The 14,111-nt window shown below is 39.0% G+C and carries 19 protein-coding genes; 7 read left to right on the top strand and 12 right to left on the bottom strand.

Annotated features, from left to right (window positions below):
• Nucleotides 1-114: 114 nt before the first annotated feature.
• The 9 genes from R8N23_RS12385 to R8N23_RS12425 all read right to left on the bottom strand — a co-directional run bounded on the left by R8N23_RS12385 (nt 115) and on the right by R8N23_RS12425 (nt 4,981).
• Nucleotides 115-300 (bottom strand): hypothetical protein, encoded by a 186-nt coding sequence (locus R8N23_RS12385; protein WP_318171918.1) that lies wholly within the window; start codon nt 298-300, stop codon nt 115-117.
• A gap of 106 nt (nt 301-406) precedes the next feature.
• On the bottom strand, nt 407-850 hold the full coding sequence (locus tag R8N23_RS12390) for an Hsp20/alpha crystallin family protein (protein ID WP_318171919.1): 444 nt from the start codon (nt 848-850) through the stop codon (nt 407-409).
• Between the two features lie 214 nt (nt 851-1,064).
• On the bottom strand, nt 1,065-2,021 hold the full coding sequence (locus tag R8N23_RS12395; RefSeq protein WP_318171920.1) for an NAD(P)-dependent alcohol dehydrogenase: 957 nt from the start codon (nt 2,019-2,021) through the stop codon (nt 1,065-1,067).
• Between the two features lie 2 nt (nt 2,022-2,023).
• Nucleotides 2,024-2,242, bottom strand: a complete 219-nt coding sequence (locus R8N23_RS12400; RefSeq protein ID WP_318171921.1) for a hypothetical protein — start codon at nt 2,240-2,242, stop codon at nt 2,024-2,026.
• A gap of 4 nt (nt 2,243-2,246) precedes the next feature.
• Nucleotides 2,247-2,432 carry a hypothetical protein gene (locus R8N23_RS12405; RefSeq protein ID WP_318171922.1) on the bottom strand — a complete coding sequence of 62 codons (186 nt, stop codon included), beginning with the start codon at nt 2,430-2,432 and terminating at the stop codon, nt 2,247-2,249.
• 27 nt (nt 2,433-2,459) lie between these two features.
• Entirely contained in the window at nt 2,460-2,975 is a 516-nt protein-coding gene (locus tag R8N23_RS12410) for a hypothetical protein (protein WP_318171923.1), read from the bottom strand.
• A 26-nt stretch (nt 2,976-3,001) separates the two neighbouring features.
• Nucleotides 3,002-3,376 carry a GntR family transcriptional regulator gene (locus tag R8N23_RS12415; protein WP_318171924.1) on the bottom strand — a complete coding sequence of 125 codons (375 nt, stop codon included), beginning with the start codon at nt 3,374-3,376 and terminating at the stop codon, nt 3,002-3,004.
• Nucleotide 3,377: 1 nt separating this feature from the next.
• Nucleotides 3,378-4,133, bottom strand: a complete 756-nt coding sequence (locus R8N23_RS12420) for a hypothetical protein (RefSeq protein WP_318171925.1) — start codon at nt 4,131-4,133, stop codon at nt 3,378-3,380.
• Nucleotides 4,130-4,981 carry an ABC transporter ATP-binding protein gene (locus tag R8N23_RS12425; protein WP_318171926.1) on the bottom strand — a complete coding sequence of 284 codons (852 nt, stop codon included), beginning with the start codon at nt 4,979-4,981 and terminating at the stop codon, nt 4,130-4,132. Before R8N23_RS12425 ends, R8N23_RS12420 begins: the two co-directional genes overlap by 4 nt.
• A 194-nt stretch (nt 4,982-5,175) precedes the next feature.
• Between R8N23_RS12425 and R8N23_RS12430 the strand changes: the two genes are divergently transcribed.
• The 5 genes from R8N23_RS12430 (at nt 5,176) to R8N23_RS12450 (ending at nt 8,903) form a co-directional block, all read left to right on the top strand.
• The gene (locus R8N23_RS12430; RefSeq protein WP_318171927.1) at nt 5,176-6,270 is read left to right on the top strand and encodes a DUF262 domain-containing protein; all 1,095 of its coding nucleotides are present in this window, start codon (nt 5,176-5,178) and stop codon (nt 6,268-6,270) included.
• Nucleotides 6,267-6,899 carry an MAE_28990/MAE_18760 family HEPN-like nuclease gene (locus R8N23_RS12435; protein WP_318171928.1) on the top strand — a complete coding sequence of 211 codons (633 nt, stop codon included), beginning with the start codon at nt 6,267-6,269 and terminating at the stop codon, nt 6,897-6,899. The genes R8N23_RS12430 and R8N23_RS12435 overlap by 4 nt, the downstream gene beginning before the upstream one ends.
• A 134-nt stretch (nt 6,900-7,033) precedes the next feature.
• Nucleotides 7,034-7,531 (top strand): hypothetical protein, encoded by a 498-nt coding sequence (locus R8N23_RS12440; RefSeq protein ID WP_318171929.1) that lies wholly within the window; start codon nt 7,034-7,036, stop codon nt 7,529-7,531.
• Between the two features lie 144 nt (nt 7,532-7,675).
• Entirely contained in the window at nt 7,676-8,242 is a 567-nt protein-coding gene (locus R8N23_RS12445) for a hypothetical protein (RefSeq protein WP_318171930.1), read from the top strand.
• Nucleotides 8,243-8,309: 67 nt separating this feature from the next.
• The gene (locus tag R8N23_RS12450; RefSeq protein ID WP_318171931.1) at nt 8,310-8,903 is read left to right on the top strand and encodes a hypothetical protein; all 594 of its coding nucleotides are present in this window, start codon (nt 8,310-8,312) and stop codon (nt 8,901-8,903) included.
• Nucleotides 8,904-8,940: 37 nt separating this feature from the next.
• On the opposite strand, the gene R8N23_RS12455 is transcribed toward R8N23_RS12450, so the two are convergent.
• Together R8N23_RS12455 and R8N23_RS12460 are read right to left on the bottom strand one after the other, a co-directional pair.
• Nucleotides 8,941-11,532 carry an ABC transporter permease gene (locus tag R8N23_RS12455; RefSeq protein WP_318171932.1) on the bottom strand — a complete coding sequence of 864 codons (2,592 nt, stop codon included), beginning with the start codon at nt 11,530-11,532 and terminating at the stop codon, nt 8,941-8,943.
• Nucleotides 11,529-11,855, bottom strand: a complete 327-nt coding sequence (locus R8N23_RS12460) for a PadR family transcriptional regulator (RefSeq protein WP_318171933.1) — start codon at nt 11,853-11,855, stop codon at nt 11,529-11,531. The genes R8N23_RS12455 and R8N23_RS12460 overlap by 4 nt, the downstream gene beginning before the upstream one ends.
• Before the next feature lie 138 nt (nt 11,856-11,993).
• On the opposite strand from R8N23_RS12460, the gene R8N23_RS12465 reads away from it, so the two are divergent.
• Together R8N23_RS12465 and R8N23_RS12470 are read left to right on the top strand one after the other, a co-directional pair.
• The gene (locus R8N23_RS12465; protein WP_318171934.1) at nt 11,994-13,127 is read left to right on the top strand and encodes a sensor histidine kinase; all 1,134 of its coding nucleotides are present in this window, start codon (nt 11,994-11,996) and stop codon (nt 13,125-13,127) included.
• The gene (locus R8N23_RS12470; RefSeq protein ID WP_318171935.1) at nt 13,128-13,511 is read left to right on the top strand and encodes a response regulator; all 384 of its coding nucleotides are present in this window, start codon (nt 13,128-13,130) and stop codon (nt 13,509-13,511) included.
• Nucleotides 13,512-13,516: 5 nt separating this feature from the next.
• On the opposite strand, the gene R8N23_RS12475 is transcribed toward R8N23_RS12470, so the two are convergent.
• Entirely contained in the window at nt 13,517-13,993 is a 477-nt protein-coding gene (locus R8N23_RS12475) for a nucleoside deaminase (protein WP_318171936.1), read from the bottom strand.
• Nucleotides 13,994-14,111: the final 118 nt, after the last annotated feature.

Raw genomic sequence — 14,111 nt, forward strand, 5'->3', positions numbered from 1 at the left:
ATTCAAAATATAACAAGCCGCAAACTTCCGGTGGACTCCTTATCAAGGACATCTCAGACACCATCATCAAATACATGAACATTATTGGACCTTTTTATAATGTGATTGATTAAACTACTTTGCAACGGATGTAGAATCCGGTTTCGAAGCAACGGAATCAATCTTTGTTTCCGCTGTTTCCATTTTTTGATCCTGAGTATTCTCTACAGATTCTTGCTTGATGCAGCTTACTAAGGTGAGTAATAGGGCAATCAACACATATCCTGAACTCAGGAATCTCAACCATTGTGATTGATACATGATCCTCCTTTCTTTTTGAAATGTATGATAGAAAACCACTTTGCTCGGAGAGCTAGAGGCGTCCGCCTCTAGCTACACGAATCCAAGCAAATTATTGAATCAGGTATTAAGTAATTGCTATTGTTTTGATAGGTTTTTTTCTGGCTTCCTCTTTTTTCGGTATGAGGAGCCTTAAAATTCCGTCTTGATATTTGGCTTCAATGCTATCCATTTCTACCGTATTCGGGAGATAGAAGGACCGCTTGAAGGATCCATAATCAAACTCCTTTCTGGTGAATTTCAAATTGCCATTCATCTGAGCATCATCTACACCGGCCTCGGACTGGATAGTTAGCATGTCGTTGTCCAATTCAAGATGAAAGTCCTCCTTTTTCATACCCGGGACAGCCATCTCTACTCGGAAATCCTCATTCGTTTCTACAATATTCACTCTCGGAACAGAACCACCTTGGTCAGTCCATCCAGACCAGTCAAAAAGATCTTTAGTTAAAAAATCATCAAAGAATGAAGATGATGTGGGAACATAATTGCTTCTTTTCACTAAGTTCATTTTTTCAAATTTTAATAGTTAAACAATTCAACAAAAAATCGGTTAAACCGTAATCCGAAAATTACTTTTCGGACCATCAAAACTTAACGCTACAAACCGAGCGAGTCGCGACTGATCGAAATTATTCAATCAGTCACAAATACGAAAAAAGCTGGATATTTTGTTTCAAACAAAAGCCGTGTTTTCACAATTTTTAACTTCTGTTAACTTTTTCTCAAAGGAGAATAATCACCTTGCCCCTGGCTCTGGAGGATTCCAAATATCGAATGGCTTCAACAGTCTCATCCAACGAATACGTTCGATCGATTACAGTAGATATATCATGACTCTCCAGTAAATCCGCCATAACTTGCAAATCCTTTTGGTTGGCTTTAAAGTCCACCATTTTGATTCGTTTGCCTCCGAGTAAGCCTGCACCAATCAAATGAGACATACCACCAAACCCGACTACCGCACAGTTTCCATTTTCAGTCAATAAGCTTTTGTAGTCCGATAAGGAGAGGTTACCCACAGCATCGAAAATCAGATCATATTTTCTATTCTGACTCCTAATATCTTGTTCAGTATAGTCAAGCACATCTTCAGCACCACAGTCTTTTACTAAATCGATATTTCTGGTACTACAGACTCCTGTAACATTCGCACCGTAGTATTTGGCCAATTGCACTGCAAAAGTCCCTACACCTCCGGAAGCACCGTTGATCAATACCTCTGATCCCGGTTTGATTTTACCAAATTTGTTTAGCCCGTGATAGGCCGTAAGCGCAGCCACAGGCACACCGGCGGCTTCTTCAAAATTGATGTTCTCAGGTTTCAATACCAAAGCTTCTTCTGGCACACAGACGTATTCTGCCAAAGCGCCATATCCGTAGTTGAAAATATCACCAAAGACGGCATCTCCTACTTTTAGATTAGAGACGTCACCCCCTAACTCTTCTACCACTCCGGCCACATCCGCTCCCAATGTTTGGAATTGCTGCTTAGGTTTTAAAATACCAGTCAGAGCGCGCATAAAATAGGGTGTGCCGCGCATCACATGCCAATCCAAAGGATTGACAGCTGCTGCTTTGACTTTGACCAGCACTTCATGATCCGCTGGAGTTGGCTTATCCACCTCGGTTACATAGATCTCATCTGGACCTCCATAACGATCTATTTTTACTGTTCTCATTTTTAGTCTGTTAATGCTTCACAATTAAAACCAAAGGTCTGAGCCAGGTCTATCACATCCGCTTCAGATAGTCGATCAGAAGCTTCCACCCTCAATACTTTATCAATATCCTGAAGGTCTACATTCCATTCCTTGATATAAGGATGTTGGTTGAATACCCAGGCGAATTGATCCATTCGCTTGCGAGATTTGATATCTGTTCTAAATACTAGTACTTCCATAGTATCAGACTTCTAAAAAGCGAAAGGCTTCATATACAAAGAATACCGGCCAAACGATGGCCTTGAAGAAGCCTCCTACACCCAGCCAAAATCCAGCGGCTGTAGAAATGAAATAATAAGCAGCGCCAAAGAATCCTAAGAAGTAAAAGCAACTGCCTCTTGAGCTTGATGATTTGAATTTATCTTTCATGGTTATATATTTTCTGTTGTTAATCTGTTATTTAAAAGGATCGTCCAAAAATTCTATTTTGGAGTTTCCGATGGTTTCGTAAGTGGTATAAATGAATTTGTTTTCTTCTCCAATCAAATGACTTGCGTCTAGTTTAATGGTCATGGAGTCCAATTGAAAGTTTTTAAGTGTGACATAGGCATTTTCGGCCTTGACCCCGCGCAATACCGGCGTGATCACTTTGGCCCTCACCGCTATGGAACTATCCCCTTTGATGAAGAAATGTAGCGTGTCGTTTCTGTTTTCTAATTGAGGCAAGTATTGGTTCTTAGGATCGAAAGCCACTTCTACTTGGTACGTTCTACCCTGCCGGACCTGTACCTTCCAATGGCCCGCAAAGTGCAACACGCTAAATGCTTCTACAGGTACAGCGGTCAGTTGCACATCGGCGGCCTGACTCGCATAGATGGCTTGCACATCACTGCGCATCACCATCAGACTACTTATAAATAGTGCCAGGAGAATCCCTGCGGTCGTGATTAATATTTTCTTACTGGTTTGCATGGTTTATATCGTCTTAAGTTTTTTGGTTAGTTCTTTTGAGTTTCTTTCAAATGCTGCTGGTAATACTTCGAAATGTCTTCTAAGGATAAATGAAGCAAGTCCATGGCTTTAAACAATCGTGGTAATTCGCTGGTAACAAAATCTTCCTTTCTCAGTGCACTGGTCTTGATTTTACCGTCTTCCGACACGAAGTAACCAATACCTCGTTTGTTGTAGATAATGCCCTTCTCCTGCAGGTAGGTGAATGTTCGCATCACCGTATTGGGATTTACTTCTATGCTTACCGCCATTTCTCGGACCGATGGAATCCGATCTCCCGGCTTCCATTTTTCCAACAGGATGTTTTCACAGAAATGATCGGCAATTTGGAGATATATGGCTTGGTCGTCTCTAAACTCCATCTTACACCTCCCTGTCTTTCAATCCCAAATAAGTCACCACCCAGCAAAATGGAGCCAACAACCACCAAAATGCCCACTGCGCCAATAGCCAAATCTTGTAAATCGGCTTGCCCACATACGGATTATTGTCAGATAAGCACTCCTGATCATCCTGCATCAAATCACCCATGATCAGATAGAATAGCATACCAACTACAATAGCCATCAAGATCACGGTGAAAATAGTTTTCGGAAACACGTAGCCTTTGAAGTGTGCGGCACCTAGTAGAAACAGACCTTGCAATACGAAGTAGTATTTCATCACCGAAACTGCAAACGGACTCAGTGGATCAAAATCCTCAAATCGCATGTTACTGTCGATCATAGTTCCGATAGGATTGGCGACAAATACGGTATACAAATAGTAAGTGAAGCTGAAAAAGGCTATCCATCCCACGGAAGTCAACAACCACATGGATAGAAATTTCTCAAAAGTAGAAGCAGGTAATATGAGGTAATTACAGCTTTTAAGTGAGTTACTTAAATCGTTGAAAGCCAATGAGCTAAGCACAAATCCGCCAATAATCAAAGTAAAAGCATAGCCACCCGTATGCTCAAAGAAGACCATGCTGTCCTCTACAATAATGGACATGAGCAACCCGACAAAAAAGAGCATGCCGAAAGTGATCTCAAAGGTCATGAATATGCCTCTAAAGCTCCTGAACAACTCTAGCTTGAGCAGCCTCAAAAACCGATGGATATTAAAATATTGACTCATCCTTCTACCGTTTGATTTTTGAATATTTCTTGCACTCGCTTCGTGTTGTTTACCACGGCATTGAATAGGATTTCCAGATTCATATTGGACTCCACATTGCTCCTGTTTTCTTCCACCACCGTGTAGCCACTAAAGTTGGACTCGGAGTAAACCACCTGATCGCTCTGTGGAAGGGTCTTGACTTTGCTTACAGTTAGCTTCTTTGATATTTGTTCGTAGTCTTCAAAGAATACGATCTGGCCTTCATCCAGAATGATGATCGGGTCGATCAAATTCTCCATGTCTCGTGCTTGATGCGTAGAAATGATAAAGCTTCGTTCCTCGTGTATGGCACTGGCCACTACCTTGCGAAACTGACTTTTGGATGGGATGTCCAATCCATTCGTAGGCTCATCGAGAATCAAAAGCTGGCAATCGGTAGCCAAACCGAATGACAGCAGAAACTTCTTCTTTTGTCCGTACGACAAAGCAGTCAGCTTTTCATCATTCGGCAAGCTGAATTCGTTCAAATACGCTTGAAATAACGCTTGATTGAATCTGGGGTAAAACGGACTGTACAAATCCACAAATCGTTTCATACCCAGGGCTGGCACTTCAAACTCCTCAGTCACCAAATAGATTTCGCTGAGAAACTCGGGTCTCCGATCTTTTGGTAGACATCCACCGACATGCAAACTTCCAGCTTTAGGAAACAATAAGCCAGCAATGAGTTTGAGCAAACTGGACTTCCCTGCCCCGTTCTTGCCCAGGAGCCCATAGATATTTCCCAAAGGCAGAGACACACTCAAGTCCTCAAAGAGCTGAGGTTTGGAAGGATATCCAAAAGAAACATTTTCAATATGTACCATACTTTTCTTGAAGTAAATTAGTGTACTATCATGCTAATACACCTCAAATGTAAATAAGGTTTCATTTCAGGGAAAATAATTTCAATTTTTATCTATTATGCTAAGGCAACTATTTGGGATATGTGATTAAATCCACCATATTCGGGGTGTAAAGTGTATAGTAACTTTATCCAAATATTGAAAACAATTAGAGTATGGCACTACAAGACGAAATTGAGTTAAAATCAAAGGAGATTCATACAGAAAACTTAAGCATGTCTATTGGCGAAATTATCAGCATGTATTCTGATGAAGACTTAGACATTCATCCTGAATTTCAGAGATTTTATAGATGGAGTGACGCGCAAAAATCCAAGCTTATTGAATCAATATTGCTTAACATTCCAATTCCTTCAATTTTCGTTGCACAAAGAGCAGATGGAATTTGGGATGTCGTTGATGGACTCCAAAGATTATCTACAATTCTTGAATTTATTGGAGTCCTTAGAAACAATAATAACGAATTGATTGATCCATTAGAGTTAACTGAAACCACCTTACTACCATCTCTAGAAAAGAAGAAATGGGATTCAGAAGATGAACACTCTTTTACAGATGCTCAACAGAGATATTTTAAGAGGAGCCGATTAAACTTTGTGATAATTCAAAAAGAGAGTGATTCTAGTAGTAAGTACGAACTATTTCAGCGATTAAATACTGGTGGGAGTTCATTGACACCTCAAGAAGTAAGAAACTGTCTTCTAATAATGAATAACGAGGAGTATTTTGAAAAATTGAAAGATCTTTCTGAATACGATCCATTTTTGAACACAATAAATATATCAGACAAAAATTTAGATGAGCAATATGACAAGGAATTGACATCTAGATTCCTTGTTCTAAAGGATGTAGACCCGGCAGCGTTAAGTTCAGTCAAAGATTTAGGAATTTATCTTGATGATATGCTCGTTGACTATTTTCAAAAACATAATAATAGTTGGACAGCCACAGAAGATCTCTTTAGACGGACTTTCCGACTAATAGATGAAACTGTTGGTGACGATGCATTCAAACGTTATAATCTAACTTCTAATGTATTCTATGGTGGATTTATTGTATCAGCATTTGAAATGGTCGCTCTTGGAATAGCCAATAATATTGAACATTGGGAAGTACACAGAACGGAAATAAGGGAAAAGATTGTTGAGTGCTGGCAAAAGATTTCGGACGATAATATAACATGGAAAGGCTACAGTGCTGCAGGTAGACTACCAAAAACCATTTCTGTTGGTCAAGAGGTATTTCAATGAAAGTTAGAACAATTAATGAATTACAGGATAAACTCGATAACGAAATTCAATGGCGAAAAAAGGAAATCATTGATTACAAACTCATCATTGAAAGAAATAAACGTTCAACACTTATAATTCCTTTGGTCAGAGGAGGAATAGCACTAAGCTATGCGCATTGGGAAGGTTTTGTTAAAATGTCTTCTTCAATCTTTGTCAGCTACATTTCAACCAAAAAAATTCCTCTCGATCAAATGAAGCTTAATTTTATAGCTTTGTCTTACCAAAAACGGTTAAATAAAGGAAATGGCATTGAAGAGTGCATACTACTAATTGAGGATATTATTAAAAGCAATCAAAAGGCTTGCAAAATACATGATAAGGACATTATTGATACCAAATCAAATTTGAAGTTCCATGTGTTGAAGGATATTCTAATCTCTCTTGGTTTAGAGCTTTCACATTTTGAATCCAAAGAAAATTTCATTGATAAAAAATTAGTAGATACTCGAAATGATATAGCACATGGGACTTATAGAGACATAGTTTATGAAGATTTTGAAATAGTATACAATAACGTAATTCCTCTAATGGAGTACTATAAATCACTGATTGAAAATTCGGCAGTCCAAGAAAGCTATAAAAAATAACTGTTTACAAAAAACAACAACACCCAACTTTCAAACAAAGTATAAACGACTTTTGAGTAAAGTCAATAGTCTACTTTCTCTTGATCTTTGTTTCACATAAATTGAAACAAGACAGAAATGAAAAACAATAATCAATGGAACTTTTAAAAGTTGCCCAAGAGTGGGCCAAAGCGGAGGTATTCTCCACACGATTCTTTATCCTATTCGCTATTTTGTTTTTAGCCGCAAGTGCAGGGTTTTGGCAACTCGGCAAAACCGAATTGGCCAAGGCATACGTCATCCCCATGCTGGTAGCAGGCAGTTTACTGATGACTATTGGTGTTGGACTGTTTTTCACCAACAAGTCAAGAATCAACCAATTTGAAAAAGCATACCATCAGGATGCCACTGCTTTTGCAGACTCGGAAATAGCTCGTGTAGAAAGTACATTAAAACAATACAAAGTGTTTTTTAAAGTTGTTCCTGTAATTATCGTCATAGCCGCCTTATTGATTGTTTTCGTCAACACACCCAATTGGCGAGCGATTGGAATTACTACAATCGTCATGATGATTGTCATACTTTTAGTTGATGGCAATGCGCATGCAAGAATCGATGCTTACCATCAGCAGCTGATTACGCTAGTAAGGTAAAAAGCTATAGCACAGAGATACAATCACCCAGAAGCTTACTCAGTTATTTGCAAAGACTGGTGTGATCCGATACATTTATATTACTTTGAAAAAGTCCATCGTACGCATATTAGCTGACTGTCCTTTAATCTCTCAATAAAATTCATGCCCCTTACAAAACTCTACTCCATTCTTGAGCGACTAACTACCAAACGAGCAATCCTTGTCTTATTCGTTGTGGCTCATCTCGTACTGCTCGTAATGATGCTATTCACTTTTCCCAGCATCAATGCCCAATTTGGTACCGAAGCCTTCGATTTGAGAGCCACTGGTTATTCAGTAGAAGAAGCTACAGTGATGCTTCAAAACCTTAATCAAGAGACCATTGATCTCTATCTATTTCCTCAGCTATTTCTACTGGATGTCCTCTACCCTTTCTTGCTGGCACTGCTACTGAGTACTTTGATTATTCGATTGTCTGGTTTGATAAAAATGAAACCTCATCCTCTCTTCTCTCATCTCTACTTGTTGCCCTTCCTGGCTATGGCATTGGACTATGCAGAGAATGTTTCCATTGCCCTAATGATTACCAATACATCCCAAATATCAGCAAGTGTCATTCAAACGGCCAATCTGTTTACTCAATTGAAAAGTGGAGTGACGACGGTATGCTGGTTGGTGGTGATCATACTGTTTTTTGTTTGGTTGATAAAGAGGAAAAGAAGCTCATAGATTTCTTATATTAGTCATTATTAAACCTATAAGGTTTTTGAAACCTTATAGGTTTGTAAATCAACAAATGAAAGGCCTAGAAAAATTCCAACCGGACACCTTCTATCACCTTGTCAATCACGCTGTAGGTGATGAGAATCTCTTCCGAACAGACGAGAATTATCACTACTTTCTCAGTAAGTACGCCTACTATATTACTTCAGTTTGTGACACGGTTTGCTACTGCCTAATGCCCAATCACATTCACATCCTTATCAGAACGCATAGTGAGGAACTGCTCCAAAAGCATCAAAAGTTTAAGGGCGATTTTCACAAACTGATCATGCAACAAATAAGCAATCTATTGAATGCTTATACCAAGGCCTACAACAAAAAATATGACCGAAAAGGGGCTCTTTGGATTGATTATACCAAACGTTTTAAAATAGAAACAGACCAACATCTCACAATCGTCATTAATTACATTCATCAAAACCTGATCAAGCATGGATTTACTCAAAATCTGAACGATTGGCCACACAGCTCCTATCATTCTCTTCTCTCAAATAAACCAACACTATTGACAAGAACTGAGGTTCTGGAATGGTTCGGAGGTATAAATGAATATGTGAAATTTCATGTTGAAAATACAGCAGAACTATTAGATCATTGGGAAACTTAAACCTATAAGGTTTTAAAAATCTTATAGGTTTCGAAGCCTACTCTACTTTCAAGCCATCTACGGGATTAGATCTGGAGATCTTCCTGACCTGAGTAAAAATCGTGGATAGCAGAACTGAAACTAAAAAGCAAGCAGATATAATAAGACCGGAATAATTCATCGGCATGTGATAGGCAAATACCGTATCAAAAAGGGTCTCGATCAAGAAATAACCTGCAGGTGCGCCAATTAGCATCGAAAGCACAAATAGCAATACATACTGTTTGGTTATCATCGTGGCGACACTCTGTACACTGGCGCCTAATACTTTGCGAATACTAAACTCGCGAACTCTTCCTGATACGTTTAGAGTGATCAGTCCATAAAGCCCTAAACTGGCCAAAATAATTGCTACAATGGCTAATGCCCGCATGAATTCCGCACTGCTATCTAAGTAATCAAAATATCCACTAAATACACCTTCTTGATAACCACCTTGAAATGGGGTATTTGGGAAATGACCCATCCACTCTTCTCTTAAGCCTTGATAGACGTCGCTTTGTTTGCCTGACCTTACTTTCATCGATAAATATCGGAAATCCTTTGTAGCTGCTACCTTAAAAATCATGGGTTGGATTTTTGTATCAAAATCCCAATTGTGAAAGTCCTTTACCACACCTACTATTTCAAACCTTGAGCTGTCCATTTTCACTATCTCGCCAATCGGTTGCTGAAGTGCCAGGTTATGTACAAACTGCTCATTGACTACAATAGCTCTCTTGTCGCTTTCCAGATTAGGTTTAAAAGCTCTTCCTTCCAAGATATCCAATCCCATAGTTTCGAAATAATAAGCATCTACTGCAAACTGTCCAACCTCATACTTTCGATCGGGCAAATCCAAAGTAACTTTTGGCATGCCATGCCCCAAATGTTGACTAGACCCTGAAATAGATAATACATTGGGATTCTGCGACATAGACGCGTACAATTGATCAAAAGCAGATTGATCAGGCACATCCACATACAGCGCTTCAGATGGTTCATAGCCCCAGCTCCTGGTAGACTGGTAAGCATTATTCTGGGTAAACCAAACGCCTCCTGAGATGGCAATAAATGCCAAAATCAATTGAAAAGTGAGGAATATTTTTGTCAAGGGATTTTTCTTACCCAACCGAACTGAACCTCTAAAAATGCCCACAACCTGAAACTTGGATATGTACAATGCTGGATAAATACCTGAGGCTAGGCCGGTGAGCAGCAGCATCCCAAATAAGAAAATCCACAAATCTATATCCATCAGGACCAACTCAAGTCCTCTCCCAAAGAGTCCATTGAACCATGGGATGAAAGTACTATAGGCTAGAAACAACCCAAACAACAAGGCGAAAAAGGTCAGCAGAACATTCTCTGCCAAAAACTGGATAATCACCAGACCTCGGTTCGCTCCGATCACTTTTCTCACGCCAATCTCTTTCAGTCGTTTGGCCGCTGATACGATTCCAATATTGATATAATTCATACAGGCAAGCAAGAGTATAAATCCAGCCATGATAGATAAAATCACCCAGCCTTCTTTTCGCATGCCATAAGAAATACCATTGATGATATCATTAGAAGCTGCATGTAAATTCGCAATGGACACAAGTGCAAATGATTCTATTGGCCGGTTAGGGTTAGATTCGTTTTGCAGCAATTTATAGGCGTCCATTCCATCCGATATCACATCAATGTTTGAAGGATTTCTGATTGAAATTAAAGTAGCATTTATAGATCGATTCCAATTGGCCGGATCGTATGCCGTTTCTGCTTGTCTGATATTCTCAAAGTTGACAAGAAAGTCGAAATCAATGGCATGACTTTTTGGAAAAGGCGCTGCAACACCACTAATTGTGAAGGATTTGATGTATTCATCCTCAAATTTCATGAGCAAATCTTTTCCTACTGGGTTTAAGTCTCCAAAGTACTTCACCGACATTTCATCACTGAGAATAATACTGTTCGGGTCCTTTAAACTTCTGGTATCGCCCCATTGCATCGGAAAGGTGAACATTTCTAAGAATGTGGGATCCACCATTCTCACTCGTTCATGAAATACTTTATCTCCATACTTCAATACGATTCCCAAGTCCTCGATCCTACAGACCTGATCTATCTGAGGAAAATCCTTCTCAAGCATCTGTGCCAAGGGTAATGGAGTCTGACCGTATTGAAGCAATTCTCCGTCCTCATTAGAAAAAGCAGTGACCACATGCACCTCGTGCTTATTCTTGTGAAACTGATCTACACTGATGTCCTGATCAATAAATGCGTAGACAATTAAGCAAATGCCTATCGCCACCGATAGACCAAATACATTAATGAAAGAGCTGAGTGGGCTCCTCATCATACTTCTCATGGAAGTTTTGAAATAATTTTTGAACATGATTAAATGGTTAAATTTTGAGTAAAATTGACCGAATCCAACAACTGAAGGTCTGATCATTTTCAGAACTTCTAATCGATAGATATTACGCGCCTTTCTGGCGCCATATAGTTTTATGTTTTCTTCGAAAGCTTCTTCTAAATCGCCCTGAAGTTCTTCGAATAGCTCAGTTCTACAGAACCATTCAAATAGCTTGAGATACAATTTGGGAAGTTGATAGTCTATCATGACAGGCCAAGTTTTGGAACCAAACTCCACATCTCTTCTCGTAGTTCTCGTGCTTGCTTGAGAGATTCTTTACCAGCATTTGTTAAGGTGTAGAATCGCTTTCTCCTTCCACCTCTTTCAGCCGTAGCTCCACCTGTATGCGAGGAGATAAATCCTTTTTCTTCTAATCTGGTCAGTGCTGTATGAAGAGCCCCCCTACTCATTGTGCGTTTGAGTCTTGTACTTAGCTCTTGCTGGATCTTCAGACCATAAGCCTCATCATCGAGGATTAGAATAGACAATAAGACAATCTCTTGAAACTCTCCTAAGTTTGAACCTTTCATATCTATTTGTTTCTTATTTGAAGACCAAACGTAGTGAATTATTATTTGTTTCACAAATGGAGACTAAATGATTCAGAACTACTAATCACTTTTCTAAGCGATTCAGATTTGGTATCTTAGACTTACTAACACCTAAACATGGCTAAAAAAGAAACCTCAAAAAACGTCTCAGAATCAGACATTTTCCCTATATCCAGGGATAAAATGTTTCAATTGATTCTAGACAACATCCCAACGCGCATATTTTGGAAAAATAGGGACTCCATCTATCTAGGCTCTAATCACCTATTCGCAAAAGACGCCGGTGTGGACGCGGCTCCTAATATTTTAGGTAAAACAGATTTTGATTTAGCCTGGAAACAGTCCGAAGCAGAGTTTTTTATTAAAACCGACCAAAAAGTAATGGACCGTGGGGAGTCAGAACTAGGTATCATCGAACCTCAAAAGCATGCCGATGGAAAGGAATCCTGGTTAGAAACCAATAAAATACCACTCAAAAATGATGACGGAGAAGTGATAGGAATACTCGGGACCTATTCCGACATCACAGAGCGAAAGAAAATATTTGAAGACTTAAAACAAAAGAACCGAGATCTGGAATTGAAGAACAAAGAACTTGAGCAATTCGCTTTTATAGCCTCACACGATCTTCAAAGTCCACTGCATACCATCATCAATTACATTGACTTATTTCAATCGGAAAACAAAAAAGAACTGAGTAACGAAGGTCAATTGTATTTTGATTTTATAAAGGACGCTTCTACTCGTATGAAGGAGTTGATCACTGGGCTTCTTGAATATTCGAGGATTGGTCAGGATATTCAATTAGAAACCATTGATTGTCAGGTAATTTGTGAAGATATTTTGAAAGATCTACAAGGATTGATTCAAGAGAAAAATGCCACTATTCAACTCGGCGATCTTCCCGAAGTAGTAGCCAGTTCAGTTGAAATCCGTATGCTATTTCAAAACCTCATTGAAAATGCATTGAAATTCAGCAAACCAGACATTCCTTGTAAGATTGAAGTTACCCACTCAGACAAAAATCGATATTTTCAGTTTACAGTTTCTGATAATGGAATTGGAATTGATCCACAGTTTGAGGAAAAAATATTCATCATCTATCAGCAGCTGCATAACAAAACTACCTACGGTGGCAATGGAATTGGATTAGCGCATTGCAAGAAAATTTTAGATACCTTTGGAGGTAAAATATGGCTTGACCAAAATTCAAAATATGGCGCCAGGTTTCACTTTACCATACCAAAATAAATGAATCAAATTGACCATGTTTTATTGGTTGACGATGACGTCCCGACTAACTTCATCCACGAAGTCATTCTGAAGAAAACTAATCGATTCAAACAGATTGGTTCGGTATTGAGTGCAACGGAAGCACTAGATTATCTTCAGGTTAGTCGACCCAACCTTATTTTCCTTGATATTAATATGCCAGCCCTATCTGGCTGGGATTTTATTGATCAATTTAGATCCCTGCCACTCGAACAGAAAGAGAATATTGTTATTGTCATGTTGAGCACTTCTATGGATCCCAAGGACAGAAAAAGAGCTGAAATTTGTAGTGAGATTCAAGAGTTTGTGAGCAAGCCCATTTCGGTTGAAAAAGTGGAAGATATTCTAGTCTCTCATTTTTAAGCCAGTCAATATTCTTTCTTCAATTCACTATTACTCCAAATTTTAAAGGCCTCTAAGGCTTCCTCCCTGAGCATTTGTTGGGTGAAAAGTTTTCTTTCAGCAATTGGTTTTGCAATTTCTTCATAGATGAATTGGTCATCAAATTGAATGTTAGCAGCATCAGATTTAGAGTTCGCAAAGTAAACTTTATCAGGTCTGGCCCAATAAATAGCCCCTAAGCACATGGGACATGGTTCACAACTTGTATAAATTTCGCATCCATCCAATTGAAATGTATCTAAAATTTGGCAAGCAGCTCTGATGGCTACAACTTCGGCATGAGCCGTTGGGTCGTTCTTTGCAGTGACCTGATTAGTGCCTTTAGCTATTATTTTGCCATCCTTTACGATCACTGCACCAAAAGGTCCTCCGGTGTTGGACTTTACATTGTCAACGGAAAGCCTAATGGCTTCACGCATAAATTTATCTTTATTCTTTTCCATTTGTTTTGATCTGAATGTCATGAAGTTAACTCCTCTTAGTTAATTTTGTGTTCAATACTTTATGTTTTAAATTGAAGTACACAGCTGCACCCAATATTTCGATTACCTAACTAAACTT

Source organism: Reichenbachiella sp. (assembly GCF_033344935.1).
Lineage (GTDB): Bacteria > Bacteroidota > Bacteroidia > Cytophagales > Cyclobacteriaceae > Reichenbachiella.